This is a genomic window from Mycobacterium sp. SMC-4 (genome assembly GCF_025263265.1).
Classification (GTDB): domain Bacteria; phylum Actinomycetota; class Actinomycetes; order Mycobacteriales; family Mycobacteriaceae; genus Mycobacterium.
Genome location: NZ_CP079869.1, coordinates 5397510 through 5417431 on the forward strand (window position 1 = coordinate 5397510; position 19922 = coordinate 5417431).

Annotated in this window: 21 protein-coding genes; 8 read left to right on the forward strand and 13 right to left on the reverse strand. The window is 66.2% G+C overall.

Annotated features, from left to right (window positions below; translation table 11 throughout):
• Positions 1 to 43: 43 nt before the first annotated feature.
• Both KXD98_RS25825 and adh read left to right on the forward strand, forming a co-directional pair.
• Positions 44 to 1357, forward strand: a complete 1314-nt coding sequence (locus KXD98_RS25825; RefSeq protein WP_260761130.1) for a GAF domain-containing protein — start codon at positions 44 to 46, stop codon at positions 1355 to 1357.
• Positions 1354 to 2877 carry an aldehyde dehydrogenase gene (gene adh / locus KXD98_RS25830; RefSeq protein WP_260761131.1) on the forward strand — a complete coding sequence of 508 codons (1524 nt, stop codon included), beginning with the start codon at positions 1354 to 1356 and terminating at the stop codon, positions 2875 to 2877. The genes KXD98_RS25825 and adh overlap by 4 nt, the downstream gene beginning before the upstream one ends.
• A gap of 20 nt (positions 2878 to 2897) precedes the next feature.
• On the opposite strand, the gene KXD98_RS25835 is transcribed toward adh, so the two are convergent.
• The 7 genes from KXD98_RS25835 to KXD98_RS25865 all read right to left on the reverse strand — a co-directional run bounded on the left by KXD98_RS25835 (position 2898) and on the right by KXD98_RS25865 (position 7009).
• Positions 2898 to 3251: a YidH family protein gene (locus tag KXD98_RS25835; RefSeq protein WP_260761132.1), complete on the reverse strand. Its 354-nt coding sequence runs from the start codon at positions 3249 to 3251 to the stop codon at positions 2898 to 2900.
• A 5-nt stretch (positions 3252 to 3256) separates the two neighbouring features.
• The gene (locus KXD98_RS25840) at positions 3257 to 4015 is read right to left on the reverse strand and encodes an SCO6745 family protein (RefSeq protein WP_260761133.1); all 759 of its coding nucleotides are present in this window, start codon (positions 4013 to 4015) and stop codon (positions 3257 to 3259) included.
• Between the two features lie 56 nt (positions 4016 to 4071).
• Entirely contained in the window at positions 4072 to 4749 is a 678-nt protein-coding gene (locus KXD98_RS25845; RefSeq protein ID WP_260761134.1) for an energy-coupling factor ABC transporter permease, read from the reverse strand.
• Positions 4750 to 4828: 79 nt separating this feature from the next.
• Positions 4829 to 5131 (reverse strand): nitrile hydratase accessory protein, encoded by a 303-nt coding sequence (locus KXD98_RS25850; RefSeq protein ID WP_260761135.1) that lies wholly within the window; start codon positions 5129 to 5131, stop codon positions 4829 to 4831.
• The gene (nthA, locus tag KXD98_RS25855) at positions 5128 to 5748 is read right to left on the reverse strand and encodes a nitrile hydratase subunit alpha (RefSeq protein ID WP_260761136.1); all 621 of its coding nucleotides are present in this window, start codon (positions 5746 to 5748) and stop codon (positions 5128 to 5130) included. Before nthA ends, KXD98_RS25850 begins: the two co-directional genes overlap by 4 nt.
• Positions 5745 to 6482 (reverse strand): nitrile hydratase subunit beta, encoded by a 738-nt coding sequence (gene nthB, locus KXD98_RS25860; protein WP_260761137.1) that lies wholly within the window; start codon positions 6480 to 6482, stop codon positions 5745 to 5747. Before nthB ends, nthA begins: the two co-directional genes overlap by 4 nt.
• On the reverse strand, positions 6479 to 7009 hold the full coding sequence (locus KXD98_RS25865) for a DUF1097 domain-containing protein (protein ID WP_260761138.1): 531 nt from the start codon (positions 7007 to 7009) through the stop codon (positions 6479 to 6481). Before KXD98_RS25865 ends, nthB begins: the two co-directional genes overlap by 4 nt.
• 245 nt (positions 7010 to 7254) lie before the next feature.
• On the opposite strand from KXD98_RS25865, the gene KXD98_RS25870 reads away from it, so the two are divergent.
• Positions 7255 to 8253: a GlxA family transcriptional regulator gene (locus tag KXD98_RS25870; protein ID WP_260761139.1), complete on the forward strand. Its 999-nt coding sequence runs from the start codon at positions 7255 to 7257 to the stop codon at positions 8251 to 8253.
• On the opposite strand, the gene KXD98_RS25875 is transcribed toward KXD98_RS25870, so the two are convergent.
• The 4 genes from KXD98_RS25875 to KXD98_RS25890 form a co-directional block, all read right to left on the reverse strand.
• A complete protein-coding gene (locus KXD98_RS25875; protein ID WP_260761140.1) occupies positions 8203 to 9252 on the reverse strand; it encodes a GlxA family transcriptional regulator in 1050 nt (349 codons plus the stop codon). The two genes, KXD98_RS25870 and KXD98_RS25875, sit on opposite strands and share 51 nt — an antisense overlap.
• Positions 9253 to 9356: 104 nt before the next feature.
• A complete protein-coding gene (locus tag KXD98_RS25880) occupies positions 9357 to 10958 on the reverse strand; it encodes an FMN-binding glutamate synthase family protein (protein WP_260761141.1) in 1602 nt (533 codons plus the stop codon).
• Between the two features lie 27 nt (positions 10959 to 10985).
• Positions 10986 to 12623, reverse strand: coding sequence for a fatty acid--CoA ligase (locus KXD98_RS25885; protein ID WP_260761142.1), 1638 nt, complete (start codon positions 12621 to 12623; stop codon positions 10986 to 10988).
• 78 nt (positions 12624 to 12701) lie between these two features.
• The gene (locus KXD98_RS25890; RefSeq protein ID WP_260761143.1) at positions 12702 to 13181 is read right to left on the reverse strand and encodes a DUF309 domain-containing protein; all 480 of its coding nucleotides are present in this window, start codon (positions 13179 to 13181) and stop codon (positions 12702 to 12704) included.
• Between the two features lie 57 nt (positions 13182 to 13238).
• Here KXD98_RS25890 and KXD98_RS25895 point away from each other — a divergent pair, with 57 nt between their 5' ends.
• From KXD98_RS25895 to KXD98_RS25910, 4 genes are all read left to right on the forward strand, one after another.
• Complete coding sequence (locus KXD98_RS25895) at positions 13239 to 13463, forward strand: hypothetical protein (RefSeq protein ID WP_260761144.1); 225 nt, start codon at positions 13239 to 13241, stop codon at positions 13461 to 13463.
• 99 nt (positions 13464 to 13562) lie between these two features.
• On the forward strand, positions 13563 to 13985 hold the full coding sequence (locus KXD98_RS25900) for a nitroreductase family deazaflavin-dependent oxidoreductase (protein ID WP_260761145.1): 423 nt from the start codon (positions 13563 to 13565) through the stop codon (positions 13983 to 13985).
• A gap of 115 nt (positions 13986 to 14100) precedes the next feature.
• Positions 14101 to 15132, forward strand: a complete 1032-nt coding sequence (locus KXD98_RS25905) for a fused (3R)-hydroxyacyl-ACP dehydratase subunits HadA/HadB (RefSeq protein ID WP_260761146.1) — start codon at positions 14101 to 14103, stop codon at positions 15130 to 15132.
• Between the two features lie 2 nt (positions 15133 to 15134).
• The gene (locus tag KXD98_RS25910; RefSeq protein WP_260761147.1) at positions 15135 to 16220 is read left to right on the forward strand and encodes a dihydrodipicolinate reductase; all 1086 of its coding nucleotides are present in this window, start codon (positions 15135 to 15137) and stop codon (positions 16218 to 16220) included.
• 3 nt (positions 16221 to 16223) lie between these two features.
• Here the strand turns inward: KXD98_RS25910 and KXD98_RS25915 are convergent, their stop codons facing one another.
• A complete protein-coding gene (locus KXD98_RS25915; protein WP_260761148.1) occupies positions 16224 to 16916 on the reverse strand; it encodes a TetR/AcrR family transcriptional regulator C-terminal domain-containing protein in 693 nt (230 codons plus the stop codon).
• A 93-nt stretch (positions 16917 to 17009) separates the two neighbouring features.
• Between KXD98_RS25915 and KXD98_RS25920 the strand changes: the two genes are divergently transcribed.
• Positions 17010 to 19220, forward strand: a complete 2211-nt coding sequence (locus KXD98_RS25920) for a molybdopterin-dependent oxidoreductase (RefSeq protein ID WP_260761149.1) — start codon at positions 17010 to 17012, stop codon at positions 19218 to 19220.
• On the opposite strand, the gene KXD98_RS25925 is transcribed toward KXD98_RS25920, so the two are convergent.
• Positions 19201 to 19920, reverse strand: coding sequence for a (2Fe-2S)-binding protein (locus tag KXD98_RS25925; RefSeq protein ID WP_260761150.1), 720 nt, complete (start codon positions 19918 to 19920; stop codon positions 19201 to 19203). The two genes, KXD98_RS25920 and KXD98_RS25925, sit on opposite strands and share 20 nt — an antisense overlap.
• Between the last annotated feature and the right edge of the window lie 2 nt (positions 19921 to 19922).

Below are 19922 nucleotides of genomic sequence, written 5' to 3' on the forward strand. Positions count from 1 at the left end.
GCAGACTGGTAAAGCAGTGTGATGCGGAGCACAATCGGCAGTGATGCAAGGACAGCGTGTGCCTGAGCCCGCCGTGGCCGTCGGCGAGGACCCGCGCAGCTACGCGCGGCTGATGTCGGCGGTATACGACGCCACCATGGCAGGTGGTCGCGCACCGGCCCGGCCGCGCCAGGTGATCGAGGATTCCTGGCACCGGCTGATGGCCAGTGGCATCGACCCCGACGAGATGCCGGCACCGGTGGTCGAAGCGGCGGGACTGGACAGCCTACGCGGCGCTTCCGGCCTGCACGAGGTGCTCGACGAGATCGCGCGGGGTTTGGAATCTCTTGTCGCAGAGGGCGAGAACATTCTTGTGGTCGCCGATGCGCAGGGCCGCGTGCTGTGGCGGTCCGGGTCCAACAACGTCCTCGGCCACGCCGACCGGCTCGGGTTTGTCGAGGGGGCGAACTGGGCGGAGAACGCCGTCGGCACCAACGCGATCGGCACCGCGCTGGCATCCAAGCGGGCTGTCCAGGTGTTCTCCGCCGAACACTTCCTGCGCAGCCACCACCCATGGACCTGTGCCGGGGCACCGATAAGAGACCCCCGGACCGGGCAGGTCATCGGCGTCGTCGACGTTTCGGGGCCGGCGGCGACCGTGCATCCGACCACCGTCGCGCTCGTCGACGCGGTGGCCCGACTGGCCGAGTCTCATCTGCGCGAACAACACGACCGCACGCTGAACCGACTGCGCACGGTCGCGGCCCCGATTCTGGCGCGCATCGGTGCGCCGGCGCTGGCCGTGGACGCCGACGGATGGGTGGCCGCGGTCGACGCGATGCCGCCGCACAACCGGATCCTGCTGCCGGCCGACATCGCGCCCGGGCGCATCCGGTTCTCGACGTTGGGACCGTGCGATGTCGAACCGCTACCCGGCGGCTGGCTGGTGCGCTTGACCGAGGCCGACAGCGCCGCACAGCTCACCTCGGTGGTCCTGGATCTGCGCAACCCCGACCAGCCGCTGTTGCAGACGGTGGGTCAGTTCGCGGCATGGCGCCACGACATCTCGCTGCGCCACGCCGAGATCCTGCTCGCGCTGGCGAGGTCTCCGCGCGGCCGCACCGCACCGGAGCTGGCCGACGATCTGTACGGCGACCGGTCGCGCGTGGTGACCGTACGCGCCGAGATGTCACGGTTGCGCAAGCAGTTCGCCGGACTGTTCGTCGCGCAGCCGTATCGCTTCACCTCGTCGGTCGAACTCGACGTGATCTACCCCGACGAGATGTCTCGACTGTTACCGTCCTCATCCGCTCCGGCGGTGCGGGCGGCGCGCCGAGAACCGCCACCCAACACCGCTGACTCACGGAGGTTTTCATGACTGTGTATGCCCGTCCCGGTTCCGAGGGTTCGTTGATGTCGTTTCGGGATCGGTATGACAATTTCATCGGTGGTCAGTGGGTGGCGCCGGCGGGGGGCCGTTATTTCGAGAATGCCACCCCGGTCACCGGGCAACCGTTCTGCGAGATCGCCCGCTCCGATGCCACCGATATCGAGAAGGCGCTCGACGCTGCGCACGCCGCCGCGCCCGCGTGGGGCAAGACCACTGCCGCCCAGCGCGCGGTCATCCTGAACACGATCGCCGACCGGATCGAGGCCAACCTGGAATCGATCGCGCTGGCCGAGTCCTGGGACAACGGCAAACCGATCCGCGAAACACTGAACGCCGACATCCCGCTGGCGGTCGATCATTTCCGCTACTTCGCCGCCGCGATCCGCGCCCAAGAAGGCTCGATCAGCGAAATCGACACCGACACCGTGGCCTACCACTTCCAAGAACCCCTCGGCGTGGTCGGCCAGATCATCCCGTGGAACTTCCCCATCCTGATGGCCACCTGGAAACTGGCCCCGGCCCTGGCCGCGGGCAACGCCGTGGTCCTCAAACCCGCCGAACAAACCCCCGCCTCGATCCTCTACCTGATGGAACTGATCGGCGACCTGCTGCCCGCCGGGGTGCTCAACGTGGTCAACGGATTCGGCGTCGAAGCCGGAAAACCCCTGGCATCCAGTAACCGGATCGCCAAGATCGCCTTCACCGGGGAAACCTCCACCGGCCGGCTGATCATGGGCTACGCCGCCCAGAACCTGATCCCGGTCACCCTGGAACTGGGCGGCAAAAGCCCCAACATCTTCTTCAACGACGTGCTCGCCGCCCCCGACGACTACCAGGACAAAGCCCTGGAAGGCTTCACCATGTTCGCCCTCAACCAAGGCGAGGTCTGCACCTGCCCGTCACGGTCACTGATCCAGGACGACATCTACGACGAGTTCCTGGCCCTGGCCGCGATCCGCACCAAAGCCGTGCGCCAAGGCGACCCGCTCGACACCGACACCATGATCGGCGCCCAAGCCTCCACCGAGCAGCTGGACAAAATCCTGTCCTACATCGAGATCGGCAAAAACGAAGGCGCCAAAGTCCTCACCGGCGGGCAACGCGCCCAACTCGGCGGCGATCTCAACGGCGGCTACTACGTCACGCCCACCATCTTCACCGGCAACAACAAGATGCGGGTGTTCCAAGAAGAAATCTTCGGCCCCGTCGTGGCCGTCACGTCGTTCCGTGATTACGACGAGGCCATCAACATCGCCAACGACACCCTCTACGGCCTCGGCGCCGGAGTATGGAGCCGCGACGCCAACACCGCCTACCGCGCCGGACGCGACATCAAAGCCGGCCGCGTCTGGACCAACTGCTACCACCAATACCCCGCCCACGCCGCCTTCGGCGGCTACAAACAATCCGGCGTCGGCCGCGAAAACCACAAAATGATGCTCGACCACTACCAACAAACCAAAAACCTCTTGGTCAGCTACAGCAACAAAGCCCAAGGCTTCTTCTGACGGGTGCAGCGTGCGGGACTTCAGCTCCCGGACGGCGGCCAGAGGATCAACACCACCAGCACCGCCAGGGTCACCGCGAAGATGGCGATGCCGAGAAGTGCCGGGATGTGAGTGCGGGGCAGGTCCTCGTCCCGGCGCATCGCGGCTTGCACGCGCTGCCAACGTCGCACGGCCAGCGCCGCGAGCACACCCCCACCCGCTGTCAGCACCAGGCTGAGTCCGTGTCGAATCCCGGGGATCCCGAACGACGGCACGAATTGGACGACGGCGATACCGCCGGCGATCAGGGCCAGGGCCGTCCGGATCCAGGCCAGAAACGTGCGCTCGTTGGCCAGGGTGAACCGGTAGTCCGGTTCCTGCTCGCCGGCACTCATCGAACTCAGGCCGACAGATTGGCCCGCAGCGACGCCAGCGCAGCGGTGCTGAGTTCGGCCAGCTCCTCGATTTCGGCAGGTTCGAGCGCGGCGGCGAGAATCTCGGTCATCCGGCGGTTTGTCATCTGCTCGACCTCGTCGTAGCGGTCCTTCTTGTCCGCGCCGTCGGCGAACGGCTCGGTCCAGCCGAACATCGCCGCGTACTGCGGTCCCTTGTTGAGCATGTGCGCCTCGATCGGGGCGATACCCGAGAGGGCGAGCGCGCCGAAGTGGACACCGGCGCGCAACTCGCGTAACACGAACATCACCTGCAGCGCCCGCGCCGGTGCATCCTCGGCCAGCGGCATCTCCCGCCACCCGGCGAACAGCGGTAGCCCTGAGATCGGTGTCGCTTCGATGACCTTCTCCCCCAGTGCGGCAAGACGTTCGAGTCCATCGGCGTTGCTCAGGTACTTACGCCCGAACTCGGCGGTCTGGTCCCAGTACACCTGGGCCGCACCCGAGGCACCGCGCACCGCGATACCTTCACTCCACATCGCGGACAGTCCGGTCGGCTCGAAGACAGCGAAGACCGCCGAGACAGCGGTACCGGTGGTCTCGCCCAGGACACCACCACGGCCGGCGACATAGCCGGCCAGCGGATTCTCGTACCCGGCCGCGACACTGCCGCCAAAAGTCTCGGGATGCAGCATGAACACCGAAACGGCTTCCTCGATGGCCGCGCCGGCCCGCGCCGTCGCTGCGTGCATGTCCGTCTCGGTCATCTGGGGGCTCCTTCGGAAAGGCTCTTGGGCATCCATCCCGAAGGGTAACCCCCCCGTCAGGCGGGGTTGAACAGGCGCGGCTCGAGCCACCCCTGTTCGCCGAGGCGTTCCGCGGATTTGGCTGCGGCCAACACCGCCAGGTCGACCAGCGGCTCAGCGACGATGACCAGCGCGTACGCCGCACCGAAGGTCGCAATGCTGCTGAGCGTCTCGGCGCTAAACCCCGCACCGTAGAGTGCCCAGAACGTCACCCAGGACACGATCCCGGCCTGATAGGTCGCCGACAGCGCAAACACCTGGCGGTAGCGCAGCGCGGTGTAGCGCGTGTGCGGGGCAATCGTCCTGGCGGCCACGAACTGCAGCGCGAACAGCGGTACCAGCAAGGTGGTGACATTCATGCCGTACTGCGGGAGGTCGAAGGGAGACAACATCATTCCCTGGATCAGCAGTCCCAGGGCGAGGCCGAATGCGGCCGGAGCTGCGCCGAACAACAGGAACAGAGTCGATCCGAGTATCAGGTGCACCTCGGACACGCCGACCGGGAAGTGCGGGAGCACCTCGAAGAACACCAAGACCATCGCGGTCGTGGCCACGGTGCCCATCGCCATCGAGGTCACGCCGCGGTCCTTGAGGTGTCGCCATGCCGTGGCCAGCGCGTATGTACCGACACCGGCCGCGGTGACATAACTGAGCGCGATTTTCGCGCCGTCGACGATTCCCGGTTCGATGTGCATCGCAAGGTTCCTTCTGGTGGAGTGGGGCTGATCTGAAGTGGCGCAACAACCGACCGCACTCAGGCGGCGGCGTGACGGGTCAGTGCTCGTGCAGAGCGTGGTCGTCCTCGTCCACGGCCAACGGCGCGGTGAGAATCTCACGGTGGTCGACGACGCGTTCCAGCGCGGTGACCCAGTGGTCGTAATACTCCCAGTCCCCGCGCTGCGTCACCGGAGCTGTTTCCCACTGTCCGATGGTGTCGATCAGGCTCTGCTGAAAATCACTCCACGGGTAGTGGCCGAACTCTGACAAGGCCAACGCCAAGCCGAAAGCCCGGCGCTGCCACTCATGTTCGAACGACGGCGCGGCCTGATCCGTCGTGCAGGTCTGGTGCAGCTTCATGTCGGCGCTCCAGCCAGGGCGACACCCATCATCGATTCGGTGGTGACCAGAGACATCAGTTGTTCGTCGGTGAAGTCCTCGGTACCGGCGGGCCGCTCGGGGATGACGAACCACCGCGAGTGGCCACTGGAATCCCAGACTTTGATCTCCGTCTCGACCGGCAGCGGCACGCCGACCTCGGCAAGCACGGTGCGCGGCTCCCGGGCTGCGCGGGCGCGGAATACCGGATCCTTGTACCAGTAGGGCGGTAAACCCAACACCGGCCAGGGGAAGCACGAGCACAGGGTGCAGATGACCAGATTGTGGACTCCGGGAACGTTTGCGACGGCCTGCAGGTGCTCGCCTTCCGCACCGGCCATGCCGTCGGGAAGGTCCAGTTCGGCCAGCGCGGCCGGGGTATCCGCCACGACCCGTGCGGCGAAATCCTGGTCGGTCCAGGCTTTGACGACTATCTTCTGACCGTTCAGGGGTGTCATCTCGGACTCGAAGTAGGCCAACACCTTGTCCACGGTTTGTCCTGTGATCACGCCTTTTTCGATCAGCAGCCGCTCCAGCGCCGCCACCCGGTCGGCGCTGGACTGCTCGCGGTCGGGCGGATAGGCGAATTGCTCGCTCACGGGTTCTCCTCCACGGGTTGTAGATATGCCTCGAACAATTCGGCGTAGAGCAGGTTGGCGCCAGGTTCGGCCCGCACACCCCACAGCTCATCCGGGGTGAACTCGACGATGTAGATCGGCATGGGATCCCCGATCCCGTCGCCGGTGTGAACGAAGTAGGCGTAGTCGCCCTCGAAGATCCTTGTGACCGTGCCGGTGCGGGCTCGCAGGTAGCCAGGTAGCCGCGTGTGGGCACCGGCTGGGATATCAGTGATGCGGACCTGTTGTCCCACGGCGAACTTGGGATGCGCAATGTCTCGACGGGGGCTGTCGCCACGACGCAGATAGTCGAGCACCTGCGCGTCGATCATCGGTTCTCCGTCGGCATCTGGCTGGGCTGAGCGTTCATCGACCAGCGCGGCGATCTCCGCCTCGGACACGTAGCCGTTGTCGACGAAGAAGGAGGTGATCCCGCCCAGCCATTTCTCGTAGTAGCGGTACTTGAAGTAGTCGAAGGGATTCATCGCCTCCGCGCCGGTACGCAGTGAGGCCCACGTCCACTCGTCCCGGAACGTCGTCGGAACCTCGGCGATTGGATAGCGGGGCAGCGCCGACCCGAGATGGTTGCTCAAGCCCATCATCGCGACGTGGATGCCGAAGATCCGCTTCTCCCACTCCTCGACGAAGACCCGTTTCTCCAGGTTCAGCGGCTGCGGAAGTCCCTCCAGACCACCGAGATAATGCTGCAATTTCACGCGGATGCACCTTCCGTGTCGGGACGGCTCGACGTCGTCGGGCCCGTTCGGGTCATGGCATTGGCCGAATACTCAGAGACGATTCCGAATGTCGCCCCCAACACGCAGGCACATGCCGCGACCAAGCCTGGATGCGAGATGCTCGTTGCGGTGACCAGGTTGCCGGTGCCCGCGACGGTGGAGACCGTCGAGGCGAATCCCACCACCACAGCCGGCGTCGTCGACAGCAGCGGCACCCAGGAGGCCTGCACCATCAATGCGCTGCCCACGCCGACGGCGACCGCCGTGGCGGTCAGGCCACCGCCGAGCAGGTGTGCCGCGTACAGGCTTGCCGAGGCAATCAGCACGCCCACCAGGTTCGAGGAGACCGAGCGCACCCACCCCATCGGTCCGCCGCCGACGAAGAAGAACGACGCCCAGGCCAGGAACACCACCCAGATCGGGACGGTGACCACCGTCGCGGTGAAGGCCACCGCAACCCCACCGAGCACACCGATACTCAGCGTCAACGCAGATCGTGAATCCATGTGCTGCCCTTGTCCTCTGTGCGATCTCGGCCCGGCCCATCGCCGCCATCCAACGGCCCGGCGCTCACAACGTTGACCCCCGGGTGTTTCCGACGGGTAAATCGGATTTTTCGTTCAGAGTTCAGGCGGGACACGATGTGCGCGAATCGGGACATCGGGCCCGGCGTACCGACCAGAACGGACAGGGGGCAGGAAAATCCGGACATCGAAGCGCGTCGGGGGCGGGCTGAACGCACCCTTAGCCCATGCCTGCCGGCCGCCCGTTGCGAGACATCGCACTACTGGGGTTCGACGGTGTGCGGATACTCGACATCACCGGCCCCGCCGAGGTGTTCGACGTGGCACGCGCCCTCGGCTGCGGCTATGAGGTCACGGTCTACTCGTGCTCTGACGGTCCTCTCGTCCGGAGCTCCTCGGGGCTGGCATTCGAAGCCACCCCGGGGTCGAATCTCGGTGACGTGGACACTGTGATCGTGCCCGGCGGCGACATTCTGGTTCGCGACCGCGCACCGGACGACGTGCAGCGACTCATCGGACTGCATGCCCGTCGTGCACGACGCGTCGCTGCGCTGGGAACCGGCTCGTTCGCGCTGGCCTCGACCGGATTGCTCGACGGACGGCGTGCCACCACGCATTGGCGTTACGCCGACAGCTTTGCTGCACGTCATCCCTCGACCATCCTCGACCGTGATTCGGTCCTTGTCCGCGACGGCAAGATGTGGACGGCAGCCGACGGTTGCGCGGCAATCGATCTGGCGCTGGCATTGGTGGCCGAGGATCACGGCGAGGATTTGGCCCAAGAGATTGCGAAGGACATGGTGGTGCTCGGCAGGAGGATGGCGGGCCACCCGCAGATCTCGGTCGCAGCCCGTACGCCGCGCCCACGCCACCCCGAGCTCGTGCGCCTGATGGCGACCATCAACGTCGATCCGGCGGGACGCTACGAGCTCGAGACTGTGGCGGCGCGGATCGGGATGAGCCCTCGGCACCTCGCACGAGTGTTCAAGTCCCACGTCGGCCTCACCTTACGCCAGTACGTCCATGCGGTTCGGCTGGAGAATGCGCTGGGCCTGGTACTGGCCGGCGAATCCTTTCACTCCGCGGCCCGGCGCAGCGGGCTGCGCTACGGACCACAGATACGGGATCACCTTGCCTCGCACAATATTCCGTCCGCCCGTCTACCTGCAGCGAGGCTATTGATGGATTCCGGTAGTACGAAACCGGTTTCGGTACGTTCCGGGTGAGACGCCGAGGTTACGACGGAATGTCCGACGCATCGTGTCGGAGGTGCCGAACCCGACCCGCCGCGCCACCGTGTCCTGACTCTGATCCCCGGTGGCAAGCAGAACCTTGGCTGCCTCCAGTCTGGCCTGCTCGACGAATCGCGCCGGTGTCATCCCGACTTGTTCACGGAACAGCCGGACCAGATGTCGTTCGCTCATCGCTGCCCGGGTGGCCATCGATGCGATCGAATGGTCAGCACCCGGGTCGGTGACAACCATGTCCACGATGGCGCGCAGACCACCGGGGATTGGCAGAGCAGACTCGGCCCATACGCTGAATTGCGCTTGCCCGCCAGGCCGTTGCAGGAAGACCACCATCCATCGTGCCACCCGTCGTGCGACCGCGGGGCCGTAGTCGCTTTCCACCAGAGCCAGCGCCAAGTCGATCCCGGCGGTGATGCCCGCACCGGTGATGAAGGGGCCGTCCTGGACGAACAACGAGTCAGGGTCGACCTTGACGTGCGGGTAGCTGCGGGCCAATGTCTGGCAGTGCGCCCAGTGTGTGGTGGCCCGGCGCCCTTCGAGGAGTCCGAGTGCAGCGAGCACGAATGCCCCGGTGCACACCGAGGCGATCCGACGGGACCGCGGCGCGAGCGCACGTACCATCTGCAGGGCCTCGGGCACGGCGTCCGGCGTAGGTTCCTCGGGAATATCGTGCAGGCCGGGGGTGAACGAGAAATCTGCCGGAACGCCGCCGGGAACCAACAGCGTATCGATCTCGTCAGGCACCTCAGCCAGGGCGACGTCGACATCGAGTCTGGCGAATGCCGTGGTCCCGACCGATGACCCCGACGGCGAAGCCAGCAGCACTCGGTAGTTCGCACCGAAGTCGTTGGCACGTGCAAAGATCTCCAGCGGAGCAGCGACGTCCTGCAAGGTGACCTTGTCGTAGAGCGCAAATACGACGGTCCTGGCAGTGGGGCTGCGCGGACTGTCGGTGTCACCTGCGTGGTCGGCCACGTGTCGCTCCAGCCCCTCACTCCCCCGCCGAACCGCGTGGACCGACTGTAACGGCCTTGTGTTTCGACAACGTTGCGGTGTTGCGTGGCAGCCGGCGGGTGGCGCTATTCGGTGGCTTGGTTGGGCTCGCGCGCCAACTCCAGCGGTTCGTGCTCGACAACGCCGTCGGTGCCGGCCAGATCACCGTAGCGGCGCATGTAGTCGTCGATGTCCCCGACGATGTCCGGACCGGGCACGCCCCACCCCTGCCGGTAGCCGTACACCTCGGCGAGCGGACGGTGCCCGCGATCCCCGTCGAGGATCTCGACGGCGTTCGGGCTCAGCATTGCCGGATGACGCACACCGGCGGCTTCGGAGACCTTCAACAAATCGCGCCGCAGGGTCAGCACGTAGTTGGCCATCCGGTGCGCCTTCTGCTCGGGATCCAGCCCGCGTGCCAGCCACGGATTCTGGGTTGCCACTCCGGTCGGACAGCGGTCGGTATGGCACTTCTGAGCCTGGATGCAGCCGATCGCCAGCATCGCCTCCCTCGCCACGTTGACCAGGTCGACGCCCATCGCGAAGGCCACGATCGCGTTGGCTGGCAGACCGAGCTTGCCTGAGCCGATCCAGGTGACGTGGTCGCTGAGTTGCCGCTCGGCGAACAGCTTGTAGACCTCGGTGAAGCCGACCCGGAACGGGAAGGACACGTGGTCGGTGAAGACCAGCGGTGCGGCACCGGTCCCACCTTCTCCGCCGTCGATCGCAATGAAATCGACGCCGCGCCGTCCGTCGGCCATCCGGTGGGCCAGGTCCTGCCAGAACCCCATCTCCCCGACCGCCGACTTGATTCCCACCGGTAGACCGGTGGCGTCGGCGATCTGCTCGACCACGTCGAGCATCTCGTCGACATTGCGAAAGGCGGTGTGCCGGGACGGGCTCACGACATCTTTGCCCTGCTCGACGCCGCGCACACGGGCGATCTCGGCATTGACCTTGACGCCGGGCAGATGACCACCGAGACCGGGTTTGGCGCCCTGGCTGAGTTTGATCTCGATGGCGCGGACCGGGGCTGATCCGACGAGGTCTACCAGACGTTCGAGGTCGAAGTTGCCGTGCGGGTCGCGGCACCCGAAGTAGCCGGTGCCGATCTGGTAGACCAGCTCACCGCCGAGGCGGTGGTGGTCGGACAGGCCACCCTCCCCGACATTGTGCAGGAAACCAGCGATCTTGGCGCCCTGGTTGATCGCCTCGATCGCCTGCGGGCTGAGGGAACCGAAGGACATCGCCGCGACGTTGACCACCGAGGCCGGGCGGAACGCATGCTTGCGTCCGCGAGGGCCGCCCAGTACCTTCGCGCCGGGAACCTCGATGTCGCGCAGGTGAATTGGTGAGGCCGGGACCACGTCGGAGAAGGTCGCCTGCTTGATGATCGGGTACGCGGCATTCTCGGTGTCGTTGTCGGTGCCGAAGGAGAAGTAGTTGTTCTTCTTCTTCGCCGAGGTGTACACCCAGCGTCGCTGATCTCGGCTGAACGGTCGCTCATCGTTGTTGCTGGTGATGATGTACTGGCGCAGCTCCGGGCCGACGGACTCCAGCAGGTATCTCGCTCGCGCGATGACCGGGAAATTGCGCCGCAGGGCCTGTTCTTTCTGCAGCAGGTCCTGCAGCGCCATACCGGCGAGCGCGGCGGCGGGGGCCAGGGCGGCGATCGTCCGCTTCTTCATGAGTCCCACCCTGCCACGTGCCCGCGTTCACTGTTGTTGACGCAGCTCGGTGACCTGGTAGGCGTTCTCGGCGTAACGCGACCGGATCACCTTCTTGTCGTACTTGCCGACGCTGGTACGGGGGATCTCATCGACGAAAGTCCACCGTTCCGGTAGCCACCAGCGAGCAACCTTGTCGCTGAGGAATTTTCGCAACTCCACGGCGTCTACCTGGGCGCCGTCGTGGACCACGACCGCCGCCAAGGGGCGCTCCTGCCAGCGTGGGTCGGGAACTCCCACCACCGCGGCTTCGCGCACCGAGGGGTGCGCGATGAGATGGTTCTCCAGTTCCACCGAGGAGATCCACTCCCCGCCGGATTTGATGACATCCTTGGCCCGATCGGTCAGGGTGATGTAACCCTGCGGGTCGATGCGGCCCACGTCGCCGGTGCGCAACCAACCCGACTGGAACTTCGACTCGTCGGTATTGCGGTAATAGGAGCCGGTGATCCATGGACCACGGACCTCCAGCTCGCCGACTGCTGCTCCGTCGTTGGAGAGCCCCTCGCCCTGATCATCGACGATGCGCGTCTCCACCCCGCACACCGGCCTGCCCTGGGTGCCGCGAATCTGCCAGTGTTGCTCCGGCGCGGTGTTCGGTGGAGGCCAGGCCAGCGTCGCTACCGGCGAGGTCTCGGTCATGCCCCACAACTGACGGATCTGTACACCGAACCTCTCCTCGAACACCTGCATCAGCGAGACCGGGACCGCTGATCCGCCGCAGCCGACCAACCGCAGCGAGGAGATGTCGTGGCCGGGGTTGCGGTCCAGGTGGTGCATGACGTCATTCCAGATCGTCGGGACTGCACCGGCGACCGTGGGCCGCTGTGTCTCGATCAGGTCGACCAATCGCTCGGCGCTCATGAAGCGGTCCGGTAACACCAGGTCCGCCCCGGCCATCAGTGCCGCGTAGGGCAGACCCCACGCGTTGGCGTGGAACATCGGCACGATCGCCAGCGCCTTGTCGGAGAAACACAGGCCCAGACCGTTACCGGCGCACACCGCCATCGAGTGCAGATAGCTCGACCGGTGCCCGTACACCACGCCTTTCGGATGGCCGGTGGTACCGCTGGTGTAACACATTGCCGCAGCGGAGTTCTCGTCAATGTCGGGCCAATCGAACTCGGCGGCCTCGGCGGAAAGGATCTCGTGGTAGCGCAGCACCTTCTTGCCAGATGCTGCCAGCGGGGCCAGGTCACCCTCGCCGACGGCGATCACGGTGTGCACGGTCTCCATCTTCGGTAGAACCGGCGCCAGCACCGGCGTCAGTGACAGGTCGGCGATGATCACCCGGTCCTCGGCTTCGTAGGCGACGAACTCGAGTTGCTCGGGAAAGAGCCGGATGTTGAGCGTGTGCAGCACCGCTCCCATCGAGGGCACCGCGACGTAGGCCTCGAGGTGCTCCTGGTTGTTCCACATGAAGGTGGCGACGCGGTCGTCACCCGAGACACCGAGCCGGCGTAGCGCGTGGGCAAGCCGCCCTGCTTGTTCGCCGACCTGTCGGTAGGTGGCGTGCCGGTAGCCGTTCTCGGTGGCCGTGGTCACCGTGCGGTTGCCGTGGACGCTGACCGCGTAGCGCAGAATCGCCGTCACAGTCAGCGGGAAGTCCTGCATCGTGCTGTCCATCGTGAGGTCCCTTGCTCGCGCGGTCAGTGTGGGCGCGATGCTAACTCCCGGCGTGCCGGGGATTCACCGGATTCGGCCTCAACCCCGCCGGGTCAGCGTCGGCCGCAACCGCTCCGGACCGATGTCACTCGACCGAGCGAGCTCTGCGACCACCTCGATCGCCCAACCGGTCAAACCGTCGACATCCACCGAATACGGTGCCGGGCGCTCGGCTTCGGCCAGCCGGCCACAGCCGCGCCGCAACAGCGCGCTCGCCCCGACGAGGTTGCCGCGCTGGATGTGCGTGATGCCGACGGCCAGTTGGGCAAGTCCCTGCCACAGCGGCCGCTCCTGGGTCGGTCGGTCTTTCCAGGCAGCCTCCAGCACCTCGTGGGCGTGGAATGCCAGGCCCCGGTTCAGCAGGTCCTGGGCGTAGGCGAGGGACTCCGCCGGCGGCAGCTGCAGATCGTCGGGAATCCGGGGCACCCCTTCGCTGCCCGGCGGGAGAGGCCGGCCCAGTTCATCGCGGGGGCGGATGTTGCGGGGGCGACCGGATTCGTCGCGGGCTCGTTCGGCCATGTAGGCCATACTCCCCCGCTCGGCCGGGTACCCCACGGCCGAGCGGAGGAGGTTCTGATGGAGCAGACCTGGGAGGTCGTCGTGGCTGACCTGCACGACCGCGGTGATCCGAGCAACGGGGTGCACGAGACCTCCCTCGTGCGCGGCCCGGAGGCGGAGGCCCGCAGGGTGTATGCCGACACCGTCGCGCAAGCCTCCGAACCGGGCCACGAGTACGTCAAGCTGCGGTGTGCCGGCAGGGACGTGGAGTGCTGGCCGCAGGAAACGGGATGGACGGTCTGAGCAGCGCTCAGCGTCGTCAAGCCACGGGAGTTTCTCGCCCTCGACTGGCGGGCAACCTAGCCGGGAATATTTCGCGGTCGGGTAACCATTGGAGACAAGGTGAGCGAGCAAGCAGAGTTGAGTCCCACCGACTGGGTCCGGGAACAGACCCAGCGCATTCTGGAACAGGGCACCACCGACGGCGTCGAGGTCTACGACCGCCCGGTCGTGCTGTTCACCACGACCGGTGCGCAGTCCGGCAAAAAACGCTACGTGCCGCTGATGCGCGTCGAGGAGAACGGCCGCTACGCGATGGTGGCCTCCAAAGGCGGCGATCCCAGCCACCCTGCCTGGTACTTCAATGTGAAGGCCAACCCGGCGGTGACAGTCCAGGACGGCGAGAAGGTCTTCGAGCGCACCGCCCGCGAACTCGACGGTGACGAGCGCCGGCACTGGTGGGAGCTGGCCGTCGCGGCGTATCCACCCTATGCCGAGTACCAGGCCAACACTTCACGACAGATCCCGGTCTTCATCGTCGAATAGCGACCCCGCGCGAGAGTGCAGCCACGGTCGCGTCGCGGCTGCACGGACGACGCTGGGTGCACCTTCGCCGACTACGCCCGTCGGGCACCCGGCGTGCGGGCGTTAGTGTCACCGTATGACTGCACCAGCAGAGGCGTCGCCGCTCGAAGCCCGAGTCGGGCACCACTACCAGATGGCCGGCACCTACCTCGTCGGTCGCGAGAAGCTGCGCGAGTACGCCCGCGCGGTGCAGGACTACCACCCTGCCCACTGGGACGTCGCCGCCGCGCAGAAGCTGGGTTATCCCGACGTCGTCGCGCCGCTGACCTTCACCTCGGCCCCGGGCATGCAGTGCAACCGGCGGATGTTCGAAGAGATCGTCGTCGGCTACGACACCTACCTGCAGACCGAAGAGGTGTTCGAGCAGCACCGCCCGATCGTGGCAGGCGATGAGTTGATCATCGACGTCGAGTTGTCCTCGGTGCGCCGGACAGCCGGCCGGGACTTCATCACCGTCACCAACACCTACACCGACCTGCACGGCGAACGGGTGCACACCCTGCACACCACCGTCGTGGGTGTGACCGCCGAGGACATCGACGCCGGGGTCAAGACGGCCGTGCAGAAGGCGATGATGCACGACATGAACATCCTCGACATCGGCGGCAACGATGCCGACTATGAGAAGACCGTGCGCCCCGGCGGTGAGATCCGCATCTCCGAGGCGACGGTGACCCGAACCCCTGGCACGCCGAGCTTCGACGACGTGAAGGTCGGCGACGAGTTGCCGGTCCACCACACCCGGCTGTCCCGAGGCGACCTGGTCAACTATGCCGGTGTCGCCGGGGACGCCAACCCGATCCACTGGGACGAAGACATCGCCAAGCTGGCCGGGCTGCCCGACGTCATCGCCCACGGCATGCTGACGATGGGTCTCGGCGCTGGATTCGTCTCGAGCTGGTCGGGCGACCCTGGCGCGGTCACCCGTTACGCGGTGCGGTTGTCGCAGCCCGCCGTGGTGTCGGCCAAGGAGGGCGCCGACATCGAGTTCAGCGGCAAGGTCAAGTCTTTGGACCCGGACACGCGTAGCGGTGTGGTGCTCGTCGGCGCCAAGGCCGGCGGAAAGAAGATCTTCGGACTGGCGACCTTGCACGTCCGCTTCCGCTGACCGTGGATTCCACGCGGCACGCCGTCATCCTCTGGGGGTTGGGTGCGGTAGGCCGGGAGATCGCCACCGCGATCCTCGACCATCGACCCGACCTGCATATCGTCGGCGTACGGGTCTACTCCGAAGCCAAGAACGGCGTCGACATCGGCACCCTCGTCGGGCGTGACCCTGCCGGTGTCACGGCGACCACCGACGTCGACCGCATCCTGGCGCTGGAGGCCGACTGTGTCCTCTACACGCCGCGCAACACCGACCTCGACGACGTCTGCGCGCTGCTGGCCAGCGGGAAGAACGTGGCGACGACGGCATTTCTGTTCCACCCAGAACGCAGTGACCGTGCCGACCGCGACCGGCTGCTCGACGCCTGCCGCCGGGGCGAGGCCAGTGTGCACGGCAGCGGGTTGAACCCGGGCAACCTCTCCGGTGTGCTGCCGCTCGCGTTGTCGGGCATGAGCCGCACCATCGACAGAATCACGCTGCAGGAACGCGCCGACTGGTCGGTCTACGACAGCCCGTCGATCACGTTCGACAACATGGCCTTCGGGCGTCCGGTCGACGAGATCAGCCCAACGGCCAACGAATTCCTGGCGTTCAACAGTGCGTTGTTCTCCGAGCAGGTGTGGTTTCTGGCCGACGCGCTGCACGCCGACCTCGACGAGGTCACCGCCTCGGTGGATGCGGTCGCCGCCAAGGCCGACCATCAGATCTTCGATCACCTGCTGCGGGCCGGGACCACCGCGGGGCAACGCTGGCGCTGGCGCGGACGGCGCGACGGCCAGACCCTGATCGAGATCGAGACCTTGTGGACCGTCGGCAACGAATACCCCGAGCACTGGCCGACGCCCCAGCACGGCTGGACGCTGACCATCGAGGGCGACCCGTCGATGCGCACCCACTTCTTCTCGCTGGCCAGCTTCACCCGTGCGGCCAGTATGGAAGAGCATGTCCGTTCGGCCAATGTGGCCACGGCCATGCAGGTCCTCAACGCGGTGCCGCCCGTCTGTGCGGCACCGCCGGGGTTCGCAACCATGGCCGACCTTCCGTTGATCCGCAGCCACACCGGATTCGGCAACACCAGCCAGGCGTGACCGTCACCCGAGCATGTGTTCCAGACCGGCGATGACGGCGGTCAGGCTGAACTCGAACTGTCCGGCGTCGCCGCCGTCCTGTCGGCTCGACGCGACCTCTCGCAGAACAGGAAAGTCCGTTGCCGCCGCCGTGGCCAGCGCACTGGCCACCTCCGGCACGTTCGGATGAACCGAGCGCTGGTCGACAAGCACCGCGGCCCGTCCGGCCGCATAGGCCGTTTCGGTGATCAGCGTCAGCGCGCGACCAGCATGATCGACGTCGAAGCCGGCATCGACCAAGGCCTGCAGTAGGCACTCGACCGGGGCCAGAGCGCCCAGCCCACTGGCCGCGGGCAGATGGAACCAGGTGGCAAGGACGCCGAGCTCGACGAACGCGTCCCGGATCGCTGCGGCATACGAACGCGCCACCACCCGCCAGTCGCCGTCGGCAGGCAGCATCACCCGGCGCAATTCGGATTCGAAGACATCCAGCGCGACCAGTTCACGCAGCCGTTGCCGGTCGCCGATGTGGTAGTTCAGCGCCTTCGGGTCGACACCCAGCGCCGCGGCCACCGCCTGCATGGTCAGCGCTTCCGGTGGCAGCTCGCGCGCCGCCGAGACGATCCGCTCCCGGGTGATCTGGCGTGGCCGGCCCGCGGGGCGGCCCCCGACGCCACCACCGGCCGCGCCCGTCGCGTTCGCCACGTCTGTTCGCATCTCGACAGTGTAAGTTTTTTCCCGTTCGGGAGTGAACGGGTCGGGCGCGGTCTACGGTCCCGAAGAAGAACCGACGAAACCCGAAGGAGCTCGGTGTCATCGCAGACAACGACGCAGCCCGGCATCTGCCGGATCTGCTCAGCGCATTGTGGAGTGCTCGCCACCGTCGTCGACGGCAAGCTGGCCAAAGTCGCCGGCGATCCCGACAACCCCATGTTCAAGGGGTACACCTGCGCCAAGGGCCGGGCCCTGCCCGACATCCACAACAATCCGCACCGGCTGTTACACAGTCAGAAACGCCGGCCTGACGGCACCTATGCCCCGATCACCGCCGAGCACGCGATGGACGAAATCGCCACGCGGTTACAGGAATTGATCGATACCCGCGGGCCACGTTCGGTCGCACTGTATCTCGGCACGAACGGGATGCCCTATCCGGCATCGGCGCTGATGGCCAATGCATTCATCAGAGCCATCGAGTCACCGATGTTTTTCACCGCCAACACCATCGACCAACCCGGTAAGCAGATCGCACTCGCCGCGCACGGTCACTGGCTGGGTGGAGATATCGACTTTCACGAGGCCGACAGCTGGATGCTGATCGGCACCAACCCGCTGGTGTCCAAGGCGATCGGCATCCCCGGTCAGAACCCGGCGCAGAACCTGCGCGCGGCGATCCACCGCGGCATGAAGCTGATCGTGATCGATCCGCGTCGCTCGCAGACCGCCGCCCGTGCGGCCATCCATCTTCAGCCCCGCCCCGGCGAGGACGTCACCATCGTGGCGGGAATCATCAACTTCGTTATTTCCGAGGGGCTGTGTGACACCGCGTTCCTGGCCGAGAACGTCTCCGGCTTCGACGAACTTGCCCGTGCAGTCGCCGGTTTCACCCCCGACTACGTCGCCCGCCGCGCCGACATCCCGGTCCAGCAGTTCCTCGACGCCGCACAACTGTTCGCCACCTACGGGTCCCGCCCCGGCATGGTCAACGCCGGCACCGGAGCGAACTTCAGCCTGCACGGCAGCCTGCTCGAGTACCTCTGTCTGTGCTTGACCACGATCTGCGGGCGCTGGCAGCGCGCCGGAGAACGGGTGGTGCGACCCAACGCGCTGATGCCGGCGTTCGTGGCCAAGGCCCAGCCGCACCCACCGTACGAGGGCTGGGGGTACGGCGAGCGGCTGCGGGTGCGCGGCTTGACCGACACGGTGGCCGGCATGCCCACCGCGGCACTGGCCGACGAGATCCTGCTCGAGGGCGACGGCCAGGTCAAGGCATTGATCTGCATCGGCGGTAACCCGATGGCAGCGTGGCCTGATCAACGCAAGACCCTGCGTGCACTCGAAAGTCTGGATCTGCTGGTCACTCTCGACACCGAGATGTCGCTGACCTCGCGGCTGGCCGACTATGTGATCGCCCCGATGATGCAGATGGAAACGCCTGCGATGACGATGGGCAGCGAGCTGATCAAGTACTACACCAGCGGCACCGGCATCCCGGCTGCCTACGCGCAATACGTGCCCAGGATCGTCGACCCGCCCGCAGGTTCGGACCTGATCGAGGAATGGCAGTTCTTCCTGGGCCTGGCCACGAGGATGCACCTCGACATGTGGTTCGTGAACTTCTTCGGCGGCGGTGGCGGCCGGTTCATGGAGTCTGCACCGGTGGTGATCAACTTCACCGGCGACACCTCGATGACCACCGAGGAGTTGTTCGCCCAGATGTGCTCGACCTCGCGGATCCCTTTCGACGAAGTGGCGCGCCACAAGCACGGCAAGATCTTCGAGGTGGACGACGTGGTCGCCGAGCGTGACGCCGACTGCACCGCCCGACTTGATGTCGGCAACGATTACCTGCTGGCTGAACTGGCCGAAGTGCTGGGTGAGGATTACGCCTCGGCGCGTGATGATTCCACCTACCCGTTCCGGTTGATCCCACGTCGGCACGGAAGTTTCATGAACTCCTCGGGGACCAACCTCGCCACGCTGAATCGCGGCAAGCCCTACAACCCGGCCTACATGCACCCCGATGTCATCGCCGCGCTCGGCCTGCAGTCCGGCGCCGCCGTCACCGTCACCTCACCGCACGACGCGATCCCGTGCGTGCTGGAAGGCGATGACACCTTGCGTCACGATGTCATCGCCATGCACCATGCGTTCGGCGGACTACCGAGCGAGGACGGCGAGTTTCGCGAACGCGGCAGCAATGTCGGTCGGCTCGTCCCCACCGACACCGAGTACGACCCGATCACCGGCCTGCCGCGGCAAGGCAATATCCCGGTGCGGGTCAGCGCCGGTGCCGACTGACGCGGTCGGTCAACGGGCAGTCCCCGCAGTGGTCGCGATCGCGGGTCCGGTACCACAGGCAACAACTTCTCCGCAGCACGCCTTCCGGTGTAGTGACGAGCCGGCCCGACAGCGGCGCGCGGGACAGCATCGCGGCCGTCAGAGCTTCGAGTTGCGCATCGGTCCGGTTCGGGCTGATTGCGCGCGGAGTCGACGCCAGCGCGGCGGCCGCGTTGCCCCACAGCAGGCCCTCCGCTATGCGCACCGTCTGGCGTAACCCGGCATGCATGCGGCTCAGCGGGTGGTTCGCAACCATCGCCGTGAAAAGCTCGGCGACGTCGCCGAGCAATGCCGATTCGCCATCCCAGGCATGCAACTCAGGCAGTGACAGCTGAATCGATCCCGGACCGGTGACGACAAAACTGACATCACGCACATCGAGTACCAACCGGGCCTGGTGCCATACACCCAACACGAGTGACCAGCAGCGAGCCGCGAACCCGAACTGCACAGTGGAGGCAGCGACTCGTGGTTCATCGGTGCCGATCTGGTCTGCGACGGCATCGAGCAGTTCGCCCAGGGGTTCGGGCTCACACATCTGCTCGAGACTCACCACCGGGCCCGAGCCGGCATGCAGCGTGACGTACGGTCCGAGTTCAGCAGCGGCAGTGACCGCATCGACGACGCGGCGGCGATCGACCCGCTGGTGGATGCGGCTCAAGA

Bases quoted from the DNA above. Each gene is read 5' to 3' on its own strand.
- KXD98_RS25825 (WP_260761130.1), top strand. From the start codon at position 44: ATGCAAGGACAGCGTGTGCCTGAGCCCGCCGTGGCCGTCGGCGAGGAC.
- adh (WP_260761131.1), top strand. From the start codon at position 1,354: ATGACTGTGTATGCCCGTCCCGGTTCCGAGGGTTCGTTGATGTCGTTT.
- KXD98_RS25835 (WP_260761132.1), bottom strand. From the start codon at position 3,251: ATGAGTGCCGGCGAGCAGGAACCGGACTACCGGTTCACCCTGGCCAAC.
- KXD98_RS25840 (WP_260761133.1), bottom strand. From the start codon at position 4,015: ATGACCGAGACGGACATGCACGCAGCGACGGCGCGGGCCGGCGCGGCC.
- KXD98_RS25845 (WP_260761134.1), bottom strand. From the start codon at position 4,749: ATGCACATCGAACCGGGAATCGTCGACGGCGCGAAAATCGCGCTCAGT.
- KXD98_RS25850 (WP_260761135.1), bottom strand. From the start codon at position 5,131: ATGAAGCTGCACCAGACCTGCACGACGGATCAGGCCGCGCCGTCGTTC.
- KXD98_RS25865 (WP_260761138.1), bottom strand. From the start codon at position 7,009: ATGGATTCACGATCTGCGTTGACGCTGAGTATCGGTGTGCTCGGTGGG.
- KXD98_RS25870 (WP_260761139.1), top strand. From the start codon at position 7,255: ATGCCTGCCGGCCGCCCGTTGCGAGACATCGCACTACTGGGGTTCGAC.
- KXD98_RS25880 (WP_260761141.1), bottom strand. From the start codon at position 10,958: ATGAAGAAGCGGACGATCGCCGCCCTGGCCCCCGCCGCCGCGCTCGCC.
- KXD98_RS25885 (WP_260761142.1), bottom strand. From the start codon at position 12,623: ATGGACAGCACGATGCAGGACTTCCCGCTGACTGTGACGGCGATTCTG.
- KXD98_RS25890 (WP_260761143.1), bottom strand. From the start codon at position 13,181: ATGGCCGAACGAGCCCGCGACGAATCCGGTCGCCCCCGCAACATCCGC.
- KXD98_RS25895 (WP_260761144.1), top strand. From the start codon at position 13,239: ATGGAGCAGACCTGGGAGGTCGTCGTGGCTGACCTGCACGACCGCGGT.
- KXD98_RS25905 (WP_260761146.1), top strand. From the start codon at position 14,101: ATGACTGCACCAGCAGAGGCGTCGCCGCTCGAAGCCCGAGTCGGGCAC.
- KXD98_RS25915 (WP_260761148.1), bottom strand. From the start codon at position 16,916: ATGCGAACAGACGTGGCGAACGCGACGGGCGCGGCCGGTGGTGGCGTC.